Source organism: Lactiplantibacillus xiangfangensis (assembly GCF_001438845.1).
Taxonomy (GTDB): Bacteria; Bacillota; Bacilli; order Lactobacillales; family Lactobacillaceae; genus Lactiplantibacillus; species Lactiplantibacillus xiangfangensis.
Map to the genome: position 1 here is coordinate 16,353 of NZ_JQCL01000080.1, position 13,774 is coordinate 30,126.

The following is a 13,774-nucleotide window of genomic DNA, read 5'->3' on the forward strand; positions in this document are numbered from 1 at the left end:
TAAAGTTATTTTAAGCGGAGTCGGGTAGTGGTGGTGTGATGTGCCGGTAGTGATGAAAATTTAAATCTTTAGTGGTTATTAAAAGTAGTGCCAACAACTGTGATGGTTGCGGGCACTACTTTTTTATGTGGCCGAGTCTAAATAATCATGTGTTGCCAATCATACTGTGGTTTGATACATTTATCGGATAGCAAATTCTAAGTTAAGGAAACTAGCATGAAAAATTATGTTCTAATCCAAGTTATTGCGGGCATTTATTTGATGATCTTTGTTGCCGCACTTTATTTTGCCACCGGTGTTCAAACTGGGTTTAAGTTAGATGACAATCAATTGATTGGTTACGGCGGGTGTGGTATTTTGCTCGTGAGCCTTGTCGCATCGCTTTTTACCGTTAAAATTAAACTGCAAAAGGGTATGGCAGTGTTACTGACGCTTTGTTGCGTGGGGTTACTCTTTAATGGGGTTAATTTTAATGAAGCCTTTTGGTACTTTATTTTATTTGTGGTGCTAATCCCTTTTTGGATGTTATTAGAGACTGTGATTTTTGTGACCCAACGAGAATAAAGGTTAAATCTAAAAAAAGACAAGTTCACATGACCATCCGTTAAGCTTCAGAAGTGAGATGGGTCGTAATGAACTTGCTTTTTTTATTTTAGTCAATGACAACTTTTGTACCATAGCGAATATTTTTATAAACCCACTTTGAATCGGCAATACTTAGATGAACGCAGCCGTGTGACGAAGGTCGTTTGCCGAGGTCCGCCGCGTCGGATTTGATAAAGTGGCCCTGAGTATCGACCGGGGTTGAGTGAAATAAGTATTCACCATGGTTCAACCATGAGACCCAGTAATAGGCGCCTTCGTTCACGCTAGCACTGTAAAAGTATTTTCCCCGTTCAGCTTGAACGTGGTAGGTGCCTCGTGGTGTCTTAGTGTTTTTTGTTGTGCGGCCGGTTGAAACATACATGGTATAGAGTACACGCTTGTCAGTCATCAAATACAGTCGTTGCTTTTTCAGTGAGACGTGAATCCACATATGCGGATACTTGCTGACATCGGGATAGGCGACCTTTTCTGAAGATTTGTGCCAGTTGATCGGTGACCGCATGACAGAAGGCTTTGTGACCTTCTTGGTGGTCGTGATATTTTTAGCCGCCGCACTTCGATGGTGGGTCATGATTGGAAGTGATATTAATAGACCGGCAATCAGTATAATTCCCAGCAATATCGCTAACTTCTTTGGTCGTAGCATGTTATAAAATCCCCCGTTAATCAATAAAACTTCTCTCAAAGACTGTTATAACCTTATTAGATTAAAAAAACAACTGGTCTATCTGGAAATGAAGTCATCATAACGGCAGCAATTCACTACTAATTAGCCGAATGTTAATCTGGTTGAATTAATAATCGAGATGATGTAAACGCTACCATGTAAATGAATGCTGATATTGAGCCAATTAGCCACTAGTCGCAACAGCGTGTTAGTCAGGATTGAAGCTAATCCCAGAAAATATTACTAATTTTGTTAAGTGGTCTAGTAGGAAAGCAAGTGGTGGTATGACTACTCAGTATCCAGTTCAGACAAGGTGTGGTAGGGTGAAGTTATCGTTTGTGAGTGGTCTTAGTAAGCAATCTTAGCCATTTAACTTTAAAAATCGCTAAAACTCGTTGTGAACTAGTGCAAAGCAAGCAACAGTTTTGTATAATTGATAGGATTATTAATAAATGGAGGGGCGAAAGTTGAATAACGACCAAGATAACCAGGATCAACAAGATCATGGGTCGACCGAACCAAAACGGTCGGTGCAAAAACAGCGGAAATCATTTTCAAAACACGTCATTGGTGGCGTGTTCGGCATTTTACTAGTGCTATTGATTATTATTGGTGTCATGGGTTACCGTTATTTTGATAATGCAACACAGCCATACAACAGCAAGGATAATCAGGTTGTGCAAGTAGATATTCCATATGGTGCCAATAGTAAAAAGATTGCGACGATTCTGCAATCCAACAAAGTCATCAAGAGTGGCTTTGTGTTTGAGTACTGGACCAAAGCGCATAACTTGTCTAACTTCCACGCTGGCTATTACCAATTAAAGCCGTCGATGAGTTTGTCACAGATTGCAACGGCCTTGAACAAGGGTGGTTCATCCGAACCAATTCAAAGTTCTAGTGGCCGGGTGCTAGTCGTCGAAGGAAGTCAAATTACGACGATTGCTAAGACGGTTCAAAAACAGACGGACTTTACCGCGGCTGAATTTTTAGCCCTGATGAAGGATCAGACGTTCATGAAATCCTTAGCACAGAAATACCCGCAATTATTATCGTCATCGATGGCTGCTAAACAAGTTCGTTATCACTTGGAAGGGTATCTTTTCCCAGCAACGTATGAAGTGGGCAAGAAGACAACGCTGAAACAGCTAGTCACACAAATGGTTTCGAAGACGAACGATGAGTTAAAACCATACTATGGTCAAGTTAAGAAGTCGAAGATGTCAGTTCAAGAAATCATGACCTTAGCTTCCTTAGTGGAACGCGAAGGTAGTACTAACAAGGACCGGCGTTTAATTGCCGGGGTCTTCTTGAACCGCTTGGATGCCAAGTGGCGCTTGGATTCTGATATTTCCGTGTTCTACGCGATTAACTCGACTAAGTCAACGTTAACGGCAAAGGATCTCGCAACCGATTCACCATATAATTTACGGCGTAACTTAGGTTATGGTCCTGGTCCATTTAACAGTCCTAGCCTGACTTCCATCAAGGCGGTCTTAGATCCCGCACAACGTAGTAAGGGTTACATGTACTTCGTAGCGGATCTCAAGACTGGGAAAGTCTACTATGCAAAGGATGCGGCTGGACACGCAGCTAACATTGAAAAGGTTTCGAAGCATAACGAAGCCGCTGAAAAATAAGAACGGGGCTAACTTTAAAATGAGCGAAAATAAACATCACCAACGACCAGTCGTTATCGGTGTGACCGGTGGTTCTGGTAGTGGTAAAACGACCGTCAGTAAGGCGATTTACAATCAATTGTCTGGCCAATCATTACTGATTTTACAACAAGATTCATACTACAATGATCAAAGTGATATGACGATGGCTCAGCGCCACGCCGTGAACTACGATCACCCGTTGGCTTTTGATACCGACCTGATGATCAAACAAATCCAGCAGTTACTGGCGTACGAACCGATTGAAAAACCAGTCTATGATTACGAACAGTACACCCGGAGCAGTGAGACCATTCATCAAGAACCCCGTGACGTGATTATCGTCGAAGGTGTTTTGATTTTGGATGATCAGCGGTTGCGTGACTTGATGGATATCAAAGTCTTTGTCGATACGGATGATGACATTCGAATCATCCGCCGCATTCAACGGGATATCAAGGAACGTGGGCGGACGTTAGACTCCGTGATCAGCCAATACTTGGCGACCGTTAAGCCGATGTATCACCAATTTGTGGAACCAACCAAGCGTTACGCGGACATCATTGTGCCCGAGGGTGGGGAAAACGAAGTGGCCATTGATTTACTGACAACTAAGGTTCGCTCGATTTTATAAACAGAATTAAAAGACCAGCGCTATTTTGGATTTGAGAGTTTACATTTAAAATTCAGAATGGTAGGCTGGTCTTTGATATAACTATTACAGGAATTAGAGGAGTGGAAACATTGGCCGAAGATAAAACATATCCAATGACAGAAGAGGGAAAGGTCAAGCTCGAAAAAGAACTTGAAGATCTTAAAATCAACCAACGCCCTGAAATTATTAACCGAATTAAAATTGCCCGGAGCTACGGTGACTTATCCGAAAACTCTGAATACGAATCAGCAAAAAATGAACAAAGTTTGCTTGAAAACCGGATTAAGACGGTTGAACACATGCTTCAATACGCCGAAATCATCGATAGTGAACAAATTGATGAAAATGAAGTTTCCGTTGGTAAATCCGTGACGTTTAAGGAATTACCTGACGAAGAACCAGAAAGCTATATCATTGTTGGGGCCGCTGAAGCCGATCCAATGGAAGGCAAAATTTCCAACGATTCACCAATTGCCAAGGGCTTAATTGGCCACCGGGTTGGTGAAGAAGTCACAATCAACATTCCAGCCGGTTCAATGAAAGTTAAAATCTTAAAGGTTGAAAACGCCTAAAGCTATTAACGTCAAAAACGCATTCACAACGAATCAGCTGTGAATGCGTTTTTTTAGGCTTTTAAAATTAAATATCTAGTTTGGTAAACTTGTCGCTTCCGGCCGACCATGATTTCACCTGCCGTGGCGACCGGACTAAGCCTGGAAAACGGTCTTAGTCCTCGCTTGCAAGCCGAAACCCCACGTCTCGCAAGACGTCGGTGGCGTAAACCGGAAGTACACCGGTCAACGCCACTTTCACGGCAGATTTATCATGGTCGACCTCCAGCTAAGGTGTTTTTTTTGTCAAAATTGATTTAGATTATTTTTAGCTAATCCTAGCGCAGCCGGCAGAACCAGTGGGCAGTGTCGGCCATGTTGCCTGGCGGGACGTCTTGGAAGACTTGGGCTTTAGGCTTACAAGCGAGGCGAAGCCCGTACTCTGGCTGTAGCCGACCCCACAGCCCACTGATTCTGTCCGGCGGAGCGATGAAGAATCTTATTTTAATGCTTTCAAGCTTTAGTTAAATATAAATGACCTTAAGTTCCCCGAGTGAGAGGTTACCGTCCACGTATACGACGGGACCGACATTAGTTGGCTGACCGACCGTGTCAATGTGGCCCATACTGTTGGTCACGTTCATTTGTAACTGCCAAGTACTTGGCACGAAGAGCTCGATACTACCAAGTGAGAGGTCGAGATTGATCACGGCGGTTGGACCGGCGAGTTCGACATCGTCAAAGTAAATCTTGGCACCAGCCATGGAAACGTTGATGGCTGCCGTCTTAAACTGGTCGGTATGGACGTAACGAATGCTATTACCAAATGATAAGTCGAGCTTAACGTTGGCGTTGCTGATAGTGCCGCGGGAGTCGCGGTGGTGATGCTTCTTCCAATCCATCGAGTACTCCCAGTTCTTGGGCTTAAAGTAGCGCGGACGAATGATCAAGCTCAGTCCGATGCTGAGAAGCAGCGCAGCGCCCAGAATCGTCCACGGGACCAGCTGAGTGATTCCTAGTGGGCGGGCATAGAGAATGGCTAGGAAGGCCAGGGCAAACACCGCACCGGCCATGTTTAAGTAACGTAAGCTACTAATGAGTGCGGCGACTAGTACGATGGTGAAGAGAATACCCCAAAAGCCGATGTGGACGGTGAGCAAGCCGAGTTGGCTCGTCACGAGTACGACGGCACTGACGATTAAGAAAGTGGCCCAAAACCAATTTCGTTTCATAGTGAAGACTCCTTTTGTTCTAAGATGAGTTTTAGTGGTCGGTAGTAGCGCCGCGAGACGTATAACTGCTTCGGCGATTGTTGAAACGCTAGCAAGTTACCAGTGAGGGTCTTAGTGAGCGAGTAGACGCGCTGCACGTTCACGACCGCAGACTTTGAGACCCGTTGAAAGTTAGTTGGTAGGGTCGTGGCAATTGCCGTTAAGGAGTCACTAGCCCGGTAAACGGCATCGGGTGTGTGGACCGCAACGTTGTGACCGGTCGCTTCGATGAACATAATGGCGGTTAATGGTAATGCGACGGCCTGTCCGTGTTGTGAAACCGGTAACGTAGCCGGCGTCAGCGAAATTTTTGCCAACGCGGCAACCAGTTGCTCCCGTTGGGGAAAGTCTTCCGGAATCGTTAAGGTCAGGCGGGGTTCAGTTGAATTTTTGTCAGTTACGACCCGGACTTTCACGGGACCACCTCCTAAGATGTTATCAGTACACCATATTTTTAAAAGGTTGTAAATCAACATTGCCTAACTGGTTTATTTTACGTCCTAAGTGGTCAGAACTGATTTGCTCAATGAGTTGCAATGTTGCGTTCTGGGGATAAAACGGGCACAATGATTGTAAACGATTACAGAGTGAGGTGGCAACATGAAAATTACGATTACGGATGCGGCCAGTAAATGGTTTCATGATGATATGGGTGTAACGACCGGTAATGGGGTGCGCTTTTTTGGTAAGACTTACGGTAAGACCGCCGTTCACAGTGGTTTTTCAATCGGTTTAATGCGCGATGATCAGCCACATAACCCCATCGGCGAAGCCCAAAAAGATGGCGTCAATTATTACGTCAATGACCGGGATGAATGGTTCTTTAAGGGTTATGACTTAAACGTCGATTTTGATCCCGATAACGACGGGCCTAAGTATGATTACATTCCAAACGCGGAATAGGCTTAATCGGTTAAAGCAGCAATTAAACACTAAAGGCGTCTCCCAGATGAAATTCATTTGGGAGACGCCTTTAGTGTTTTGCTTATAAGCCTTAATTAGTCTCGACGTCGTTTCAGTGTGAACCACGCGACGGTTCCAATGGCAGCGACTCCGGAAATGAGACTACCAGTGAGAAGCATTGGTGGCCGGTAAGTCAACGTTACAGTATGTTTACCCTGACTTAGCGGTACCGCAACGAAGGTATTGATGACTTTGTTAGTCGTCACGGCCTTACCATCAACCGTTGCGTGCCAGCCTCTAGAGTAAGGAATGGTCGTCATAAGGACTTGGTGCGCCTTCTTAATATTGATCGTTCCGCGTAACTGCCGACTCGAATGGTGCGTCAGGTGCCAAGGTTCTTGTTGTAAGACTTTGGCGGACTGTTTAAATTGCGCGTTATTTAGCTTGTAGAGTGTGAAGTTCTGCAACCACAACGACGTTTTCTTCATTTGAATCCCAAACGTCACCGTCTTGCCCTTGCTATTAGTTGCCACATTGACCGCAATGGTATGCCGGTAAGTCGGGTACTGCTTGAGTTCTTTACCATTAATATAGTAACTGGCGTTAGACGTTGTTAAGTTGGAACCAAGTGTAATGTAATAAGAATCATTCGTTGGTGGGGTGAACTTGAAGTAAATTGACCCAGTTTTCGCTAGATTTTGCTTATTCACGACCGAACCGGTTAAGGTAGTGACCCGTTTGACGTTTTGGAAAATAACCTGATCGAAGTTTTCAGCGGTAATTAAGCCACTCGTTGAGCGGTTAGCTAGCGTCTGATAAATTAATTCTTGACGGGCAATCGGGTCACCAGTCGTTTTAGAAACTTTCAGCTTAGTAATGTTATCAGAAGCACCGAATCCTAACCCGAGGGCGTAGGGGTTCTTGTACGTGCTGATTTTTGTATTGCTCAAAGTTGATGATTTCTGATAGTTTTGTAAGTCTGGTTTCGTACTAGTGACCGGAATGTAGCTCCGGTAATCCGCATTACTCTTTTGTGAAGTTGGGACGTTTTTGTCCATAAAGTATTGCATGTCTAGTAGCGAATCACTGATCAAAGTCCCGTTGGTGTAAGCGACGACCCCGTCGCCGTCCGGTTGACCAATCGAGCCAAAGAAGTTTGGAATAATGCTTTCAAAGGTCGAACTAAAGTGGTCGGCCCCGTTATACGCAGCCTGCATAGGGTCATCCTTGGTTCGGGTGAACGTCTTACCGATTCGGTAAAAACCAGAATTGCTAGCTTTTATTTGATTGACCGTTTGATCCAGGACCTTGGTGTAGTTTCCAAATTCGTCTTGAGAAACGTAGGACAAATTATTTAAGGAAGCGACGGCGTTAATCGACATATCGACCGCAACAATTAGTAACGCAATGATCTGATAAAGTTGAATCCGTGGTTTTGGCACCAGTAAAAAGATCAAAGTGACCGCGGCCAGGGCAATCGTTATGAGCAAGTTCGCTTGGGTTACGTAAGTCACGTGTTTAATGTTCAGGTAAACCGTGCCGAATATGCCGGCCGTCAAGAGCAGCATAATGGTCCCTTGCCACCATTTAACAGTCAGACGATCCGTTAGCGCCTGAGCGCCAATCCAAACGATCCAGAAACAGAAGACAAAGGAGAATCGGTAGGGGTACCAGACAGGAAATTGGTCGGCGTGCCAGAGTAAGTCCAGTGGTTCGTAACAGAAGGACAGGATTAGCACGGCGGTAACTAGCAAGGTGCTAACTTTGACTGTCCAGTGGAATTTACGGCGGCAGAAGAACAGGATGAACGCAAAAATTGCGAGCCAAGCGACGTAGAAGTTCGGTTGGCCGGATGGCATCTGGTCAAAGTTAAACGTTCCGGTGACAAATTTAGCTAACATTTTCCACGGGGCGTACTCGAATTTCCAGTGAACCTTCGTGACGTTATACTTAGCTTTACTCTGCATCAGGGCCCAGAGCGTCGGCAGTAAGATCCAAGCGGAGAGTGCGACCGCTAGTAGGCCACCCCAAGCGAATTTTAAGACGTGAACACAGAACGTCTTGAAATTTTGCCAATACTTAGTTGCACCGTATAGCCAGTAGAGGCAACTAAATAAAATAACCATGTAGCCCATATAGTAGTTGTCAATCAGCATGACGGCCAACCAACCGGCAAAGTAACGGACCTTTCCGGTTTTGAAGAGCCGTTCGAGACCTAAAATCACGAGGGGCAGGATGGCCGTGGTATCTAACCAGATCATGTTTAACTGGTTGGCAATCATCCAGCCCATCATGGCGTAAGCCGTACTGAAGGTTGGCACGAGCCAGCCCTTTTGCGTGTGTGTCTTGGTTAGCAACCAAGCAAAGGATAGGCCGGCACAACCGTACTTTAAGACCGTGACGAGGAAAATCCCGGTGGTGATAGATTGGCCTGGGAAAAATAGATAAATTAAGTTGAATGGACTCATTAAGTAATAAGCCCAGACCCCGACCATTTCACCCCCAATGGTTTTGGAGAAGGAATAGAAAAACGCACTGGGGTCGTGTAACAGGGTGTGCCGGAAATAGGCAAACAAATCAACGTATTGTTGACCTAAGTCGACCGTCAACAGACTGCTGGAACCAAAGGGCGCCATGTGCCGGTAGATGAAATAGCCGGTCATGATAAGCAGTGGAAGCCAAAAACTGACCCACAGTGGCCAGGTTCGTTTGTCGAAAAAACGACGGATTTTCAAAAATGCCACCTCAATCTCTTTAGAAATTCGCAACTGAAGGTGAAACTTGCAGCTACTATTTTATGTCTACCGTATAGGATAGCATAAGAAACGTCCTACTGGTATTAAGCCTTTATTATGAAAGGTTTAATCCTAAAGAGAATCAGTTTTAAAAGCATGATATCGATTCGTGGTGTCAAAAAGGCTCAGGTAGGGTTGATCCTGTGTTATGGTTATAGACATATAATGAAATTAATTTTACGTACAATAAAAAAGTCCCTCGTCAGCAAAAGTGACGGGGACCGCTTGGCAAACGGACAATGTGCACTCAATCCGGAGTGACATGATCCGTGCTAACAATGGGTTAGGGTGCGAGATACCCTAACATCTTATATATTCGCAAATTTAACGATAGTCATTTTTTTCGTGGAAAAATTTAAAATTCAGTTTTTATACAGGTTTTAGCGAAGGCGTGCAGGATTAGTGTGTTGTGAAGGCAATATCAGACGGTGGTCCTCAGCCGACTGATATTGCGGGGGCCGTCCCCCATAGCACACTAGTCCTGCACGCCAAGCGGCTAATGGTCCTAGCGATTCGTTAATTAGACGTTGAGATAAGTATTTTTAAAGATGCTTATAAATTTGTTTCACCAGGAATGCGAAAGAATAGGATTTATAGTAAACTATTGATTGGTAAAAGCGCGTAGGCTAAAATAGCATAGGTAGCGCAATTGTTTAGGATTATTTAGTAACATCTGGCGGATTTTAGGAAAAGTTCACCAAATTAAGAACGGGAGCCTGAGAATTGAAACTGTTTAAGAAAATTACTGCGAATCGTGATCCTAATAAGTCACATATTCCGTTTCGGTTAAACTTTTTGTTCTTCATCGTCTTTTTGCTGTTTGCTGCGTTGATTGGACAGCTGGCTTACTTGCAAGTCGATTACGGACAAAAGTTTCGGACGGAAGTTAACTCCGCCAATAATACGACGGCGACGGCTAACGTTCAGCGGGGGTCGGTCTATGATTCTGCCGGACGGGTCTTAGTCGGGAATAAATCGCATCAAGCGATTCAATACACGAAGGGACTAAACGTTGCTTCTACTAAGATGTACTCGGTTGCGACCAAGTTAAGTGAGTATTTGGATATTCCAACGAATACCTTAACCGACCGAAATCTAGCCGACTACTATTTAGCTAGTGCTAGCAATTTGAAAGCTGTCTCTAAGAAGGTCAAAACTTCATCCGACGAAGACGTTGTGTACGCGCGGGAAGTGGCCTATGCGGAGAAGAACTTGATCAATAACTTCACACCGCAGCAGAAAAAAGCCGCAGCCATCTATTATAAGATGAACTCGGCGTACTCATTATCAACCGTTAACATCAAGTCGACGGGTGTAAGCAGTACGGAGCTAGCGCAAATCGGTGAACACCAATCCGAAATGCCTGGTGTGAAAGTTGGGACGAGTTGGACGCGGAGTTATCCAAACGGGACCGATTTGAGTAGTGTACTCGGGACCGTGACGACTGAAAAGCAAGGGTTACCAAGTGATGACGTTAAGACGTTATTAGCTGAAGGCTATTCCCGTGATGATTCAGTTGGGCAAAGTCAACTTGAAAAGCAATACGAAAATGTCTTGCGCGGAACCAAATCCCAGACTGAGGTTAAAACTCAGGATGGTGTGATTCAAAAAGAAGTTGAAAAGTATGGCGGTTCTAAGGGTGATAACATCCAGTTGACCGTTAATGCGAAGTTCCAAAAACAAGTTCAAAGCATTATGAAGTCCGTTGTAAGTTCTAATACCGGATCTAATCCTTACATGTCTGGTGGGTATGCCGTGGTAATGAACCCAAGTACCGGTGCTATTTACGCATTGGCCGGGGTTGACCGGGATACTTCAACCGGGAAGATGACGGAAAATGCTCTCGGGACGATTAACCAATCAATCGTTATGGGGTCAGTTGTTAAGGGTGCCACCGTCATGGGTGCCTTACAAGATGGTGTGATTACACCAACGAACAGTACGCTGACCGATACGCCAATTAAGTTAGCCGGAACGGCTTCTAAGTCTTCCTGGTTCAACAAGAGCGGTAGTGCGAGCCTAGCGTTGAATGCATCAACGGCGATGGAAGTTTCTTCCAACTCGTACATGATGCAATTGGCTATGAAGGAAGGTAACTATTCCTACGCTTCCGGGAAGGCGTTAACGATGTCTGCATCAGTCTTCTCGAAGTTACGGGGCTACTTCAATGAATTTGGTCTCGGAGTTAAGACTGGGATTGACTTGCCAGGTGAAGCAACCGGGTATCAAGGGATTGCTAACCGGGCTAATATTGGTAAAGCACTTGACTTGTCCTACGGGAACTACGATTCTTATACGACCATTCAAGTGGCGCAATATATTTCTACAATGGCCAATGGTGGTCGACGAATCGCGCCACACGTTGTCGGTGCCATTACTGGGACCAATGCTAACGGGACGCAAGGGAAGGTCAAGACCAACGTTAGTCCACGGGTCTTAAACACGATTGACGTGCCTTCTTCATACTTTGATGTTGTTCATCAAGGTTACTGGGACGTGGTTCACGGGAACAGTGCCTATAAGACTGGTTCCGCGTTGTCCAGCTTGTCACCAGCGGTCGCAGCTAAGTCTGGGACTGCCGAAACGTTCCACGGTTCAACTTCGACGGAAACGTTGAGTTTAGCCACTTACGCACCTTTCAAGAATCCTAAGGTCGCGATGGCCATCGTCTTCCCAGGGATGTCTGGTGGGGCGGCTAATACAACGGCTGCCACCCAAATCTACAAAGCTTTCTGGAAGTATTATAATAAGTAAAAAAATTGTCTGATAAAGTGCCAGTATCTTAATTGATACTGGCATTTTTAATGCATTAATGATATAGTAGTTTGAGTTAAGGGCTCTGGCCCTGGAATACGCGAATGAGTTTGGAGGGTCAACACTATGCGGGTACACATTACACTAGAATGTACTGAATGCCACGAACGTAACTACTTATCTTCAAAGAACCGTCGGAACAATCCTGACCGGGTTGAATTTAAGAAGTACTGTCCTCGTGAACATAAAGTGACATTACATCGCGAAACAAAATAACAACGGGGTTACCTGTTGTTTTTTCTGTAACATTGTCATTGGACAATGGGTTTCTCATTTGTTGGCAACTGCCGGATGTTTATTCGGCATGTTAATGAATGAGATTTTTTTATATCATCAATCATGCAGGGGGCGTAAGAAGTGGAGAAAAAAGCGTTTCGACAACAACAGATTCAGCGACTAAGTCAAATGACGGCTGAAGAGCGAGTTGCACAGAATCTGTCCTTACAAAATCAATTATTTACTAGCACGGCATGGCAACAAGCTCAAATCGTTGCAATCACAATTAGTAGTGCGATTGAAGTTGATACCCGACCGTTTGTGAAGCGCGCGTGGGATGAGGGCAAGACGGTCGTTATTCCTAAAACGTTACCACACCGTCAGATGGCTTTTTATCCGTATACGGATGCTAGTCAGTTGACCCGGACGAAATTTGGCATCTTAGAGCCCGCTGACGGGACGCCCGTTGCAAAGCAGGCCATTGACCTGATCCTGGTTCCAGGACTGGGATATAGCCGCACAGAGTGTGCTCGCATCGGATTTGGTGGTGGCTACTATGATCGTTATCTCGCTGACTTTACTGGGGTAAAGTTGACACTGGCTTACCGCCAGATGGTCTTTGATCATCCAGAGTGGCCGGTTGATGAGTTTGATATTTTATTGGACCAGTTGCTCGTTGCAAAGGATGATAATAATGAACACAATTAAACGGTGGTGGCAAACAGAAGCAGCGGTGACGCAGATTATTTTAGCCATCACGGTCGGAATCTTCTTAATTGAATGGTTACTGCTAGGTGACAGCGGCATCATGCTGTTTAACGCACTGGGCGCTAAGAACAATCAGGCGATCGTTGCTGGGGAGTGGTGGCGTTTCATCACACCGATGTTTTTGCACATGAGCCTAACGCACATTGCGTTGAACGCGGTGGTGATCTACTTCATGGGGATTCAAATTGAAGCGATGTTTGGTCACTGGCGAATGCTACTTATTTACTTCATTGGTGGGATTAGCGGTAATATTTTGAGCTTTGCGCTGTCCAATAATCAGTCGGTTGGGGCAAGTACCGCGTGTTTCGCCTTATTTGGGGCCTTTTTAATGGTTGGTGAATCCTTCTGGGAGAACCCAGTTATTCGACAATTATCCGGCCGGTTTTTATTATTAACGGTCATGAACCTGGTCTTTGATATGTTTTCCACGGGGATTGATATCTGGGGTCACATCGGTGGGCTAGTTGGTGGATTTTTAATCGCTTACACACTTGGCGTACCGCGGATTGGAAAAATTTCTAATGTTAAACGCGTCGTAGCGACCGTTGTCTTAGTAATTGCATGGCTTGCACTGTTAAAAATGGGTTTTACAAATACTAAATTAACTGTATAATTAATCGAGGATATGCACATGAAAACACTTTACGACGTCCAGCAATTACTTAAAAAGTTTGGTGTGTACGTTTACGTTGGCAAGCGGATTTGGGACATTGAACTCATGGCCATTGAGATTGATCATTTATATCAGGCCGGAGTTATCGATGCTAAAATGTACGCTCGCGTAAAACTCGTATTGAGTCATGAGCACCGGCTAGAAGAAGAACATGAGCGCGCAGAAGACGCGCATCATTAATGGAGGGATTTGGCAAC

At 44.9% G+C, this 13,774-nt stretch carries 14 protein-coding genes; 10 read left to right on the top strand and 4 right to left on the bottom strand.

The genetic code is table 11. The features are described 5' to 3' along the window. Positions 1-216 precede the first annotated feature (216 nt). A complete protein-coding gene (locus IV64_RS09310) occupies positions 217-564 on the top strand; it encodes a hypothetical protein (RefSeq protein ID WP_057706971.1) in 348 nt (115 codons plus the stop codon). An 88-nt stretch (positions 565-652) separates the two neighbouring features. Here IV64_RS09310 and IV64_RS09315 read toward each other — a convergent pair whose 3' ends face one another. After that, entirely contained in the window at positions 653-1,177 is a 525-nt protein-coding gene (locus IV64_RS09315; protein ID WP_237757334.1) for a L,D-transpeptidase, read from the bottom strand. A 548-nt stretch (positions 1,178-1,725) separates the two neighbouring features. Here IV64_RS09315 and mltG point away from each other — a divergent pair. The 3 genes from mltG to greA all read left to right on the top strand — a co-directional run bounded on the left by mltG (position 1,726) and on the right by greA (position 4,158). Continuing rightward, positions 1,726-2,913: an endolytic transglycosylase MltG gene (gene mltG, locus IV64_RS09320; RefSeq protein WP_083491628.1), complete on the top strand. Its 1,188-nt coding sequence runs from the start codon at positions 1,726-1,728 to the stop codon at positions 2,911-2,913. 19 nt (positions 2,914-2,932) lie between these two features. Further along, positions 2,933-3,565, top strand: coding sequence for a uridine kinase (gene udk, locus IV64_RS09325; protein WP_057706973.1), 633 nt, complete (start codon positions 2,933-2,935; stop codon positions 3,563-3,565). A 110-nt stretch (positions 3,566-3,675) separates the two neighbouring features. Continuing rightward, positions 3,676-4,158, top strand: a complete 483-nt coding sequence (gene greA, locus IV64_RS09330) for a transcription elongation factor GreA (RefSeq protein WP_057706974.1) — start codon at positions 3,676-3,678, stop codon at positions 4,156-4,158. A gap of 503 nt (positions 4,159-4,661) precedes the next feature. Here greA and IV64_RS09335 read toward each other — a convergent pair. Together IV64_RS09335 and IV64_RS09340 are read right to left on the bottom strand one after the other, a co-directional pair. Next, positions 4,662-5,369: a LiaF transmembrane domain-containing protein gene (locus IV64_RS09335; protein ID WP_057706975.1), complete on the bottom strand. Its 708-nt coding sequence runs from the start codon at positions 5,367-5,369 to the stop codon at positions 4,662-4,664. Continuing rightward, positions 5,366-5,824, bottom strand: coding sequence for a LytTR family DNA-binding domain-containing protein (locus IV64_RS09340; protein ID WP_057706976.1), 459 nt, complete (start codon positions 5,822-5,824; stop codon positions 5,366-5,368). The genes IV64_RS09335 and IV64_RS09340 overlap by 4 nt, the downstream gene beginning before the upstream one ends. 184 nt (positions 5,825-6,008) lie before the next feature. On the opposite strand from IV64_RS09340, the gene IV64_RS09345 reads away from it, so the two are divergent. Then, positions 6,009-6,311 (top strand): HesB/YadR/YfhF family protein, encoded by a 303-nt coding sequence (locus IV64_RS09345; protein WP_057706977.1) that lies wholly within the window; start codon positions 6,009-6,011, stop codon positions 6,309-6,311. Positions 6,312-6,406: 95 nt separating this feature from the next. Here IV64_RS09345 and IV64_RS09350 read toward each other — a convergent pair whose 3' ends face one another. Beyond that, positions 6,407-9,046, bottom strand: coding sequence for a YfhO family protein (locus tag IV64_RS09350; protein WP_057706978.1), 2,640 nt, complete (start codon positions 9,044-9,046; stop codon positions 6,407-6,409). Positions 9,047-9,829: 783 nt separating this feature from the next. Here IV64_RS09350 and IV64_RS09355 point away from each other — a divergent pair. From IV64_RS09355 to IV64_RS09370, 5 genes are all read left to right on the top strand, one after another. Beyond that, positions 9,830-11,860 carry a peptidoglycan D,D-transpeptidase FtsI family protein gene (locus IV64_RS09355; RefSeq protein WP_057706979.1) on the top strand — a complete coding sequence of 677 codons (2,031 nt, stop codon included), beginning with the start codon at positions 9,830-9,832 and terminating at the stop codon, positions 11,858-11,860. A gap of 126 nt (positions 11,861-11,986) precedes the next feature. Further along, a complete protein-coding gene (gene rpmG / locus IV64_RS14160) occupies positions 11,987-12,136 on the top strand; it encodes a 50S ribosomal protein L33 (RefSeq protein ID WP_003638573.1) in 150 nt (49 codons plus the stop codon). Between the two features lie 141 nt (positions 12,137-12,277). Beyond that, positions 12,278-12,844: a 5-formyltetrahydrofolate cyclo-ligase gene (locus tag IV64_RS09360; protein ID WP_057706980.1), complete on the top strand. Its 567-nt coding sequence runs from the start codon at positions 12,278-12,280 to the stop codon at positions 12,842-12,844. After that, the gene (locus IV64_RS09365; protein WP_057706981.1) at positions 12,831-13,517 is read left to right on the top strand and encodes a rhomboid family intramembrane serine protease; all 687 of its coding nucleotides are present in this window, start codon (positions 12,831-12,833) and stop codon (positions 13,515-13,517) included. Before IV64_RS09360 ends, IV64_RS09365 begins: the two co-directional genes overlap by 14 nt. Before the next feature lie 18 nt (positions 13,518-13,535). Next, positions 13,536-13,757, top strand: a complete 222-nt coding sequence (locus IV64_RS09370; protein WP_057706982.1) for a YqgQ family protein — start codon at positions 13,536-13,538, stop codon at positions 13,755-13,757. The last annotated feature ends 17 nt before the right edge of the window (positions 13,758-13,774 follow it).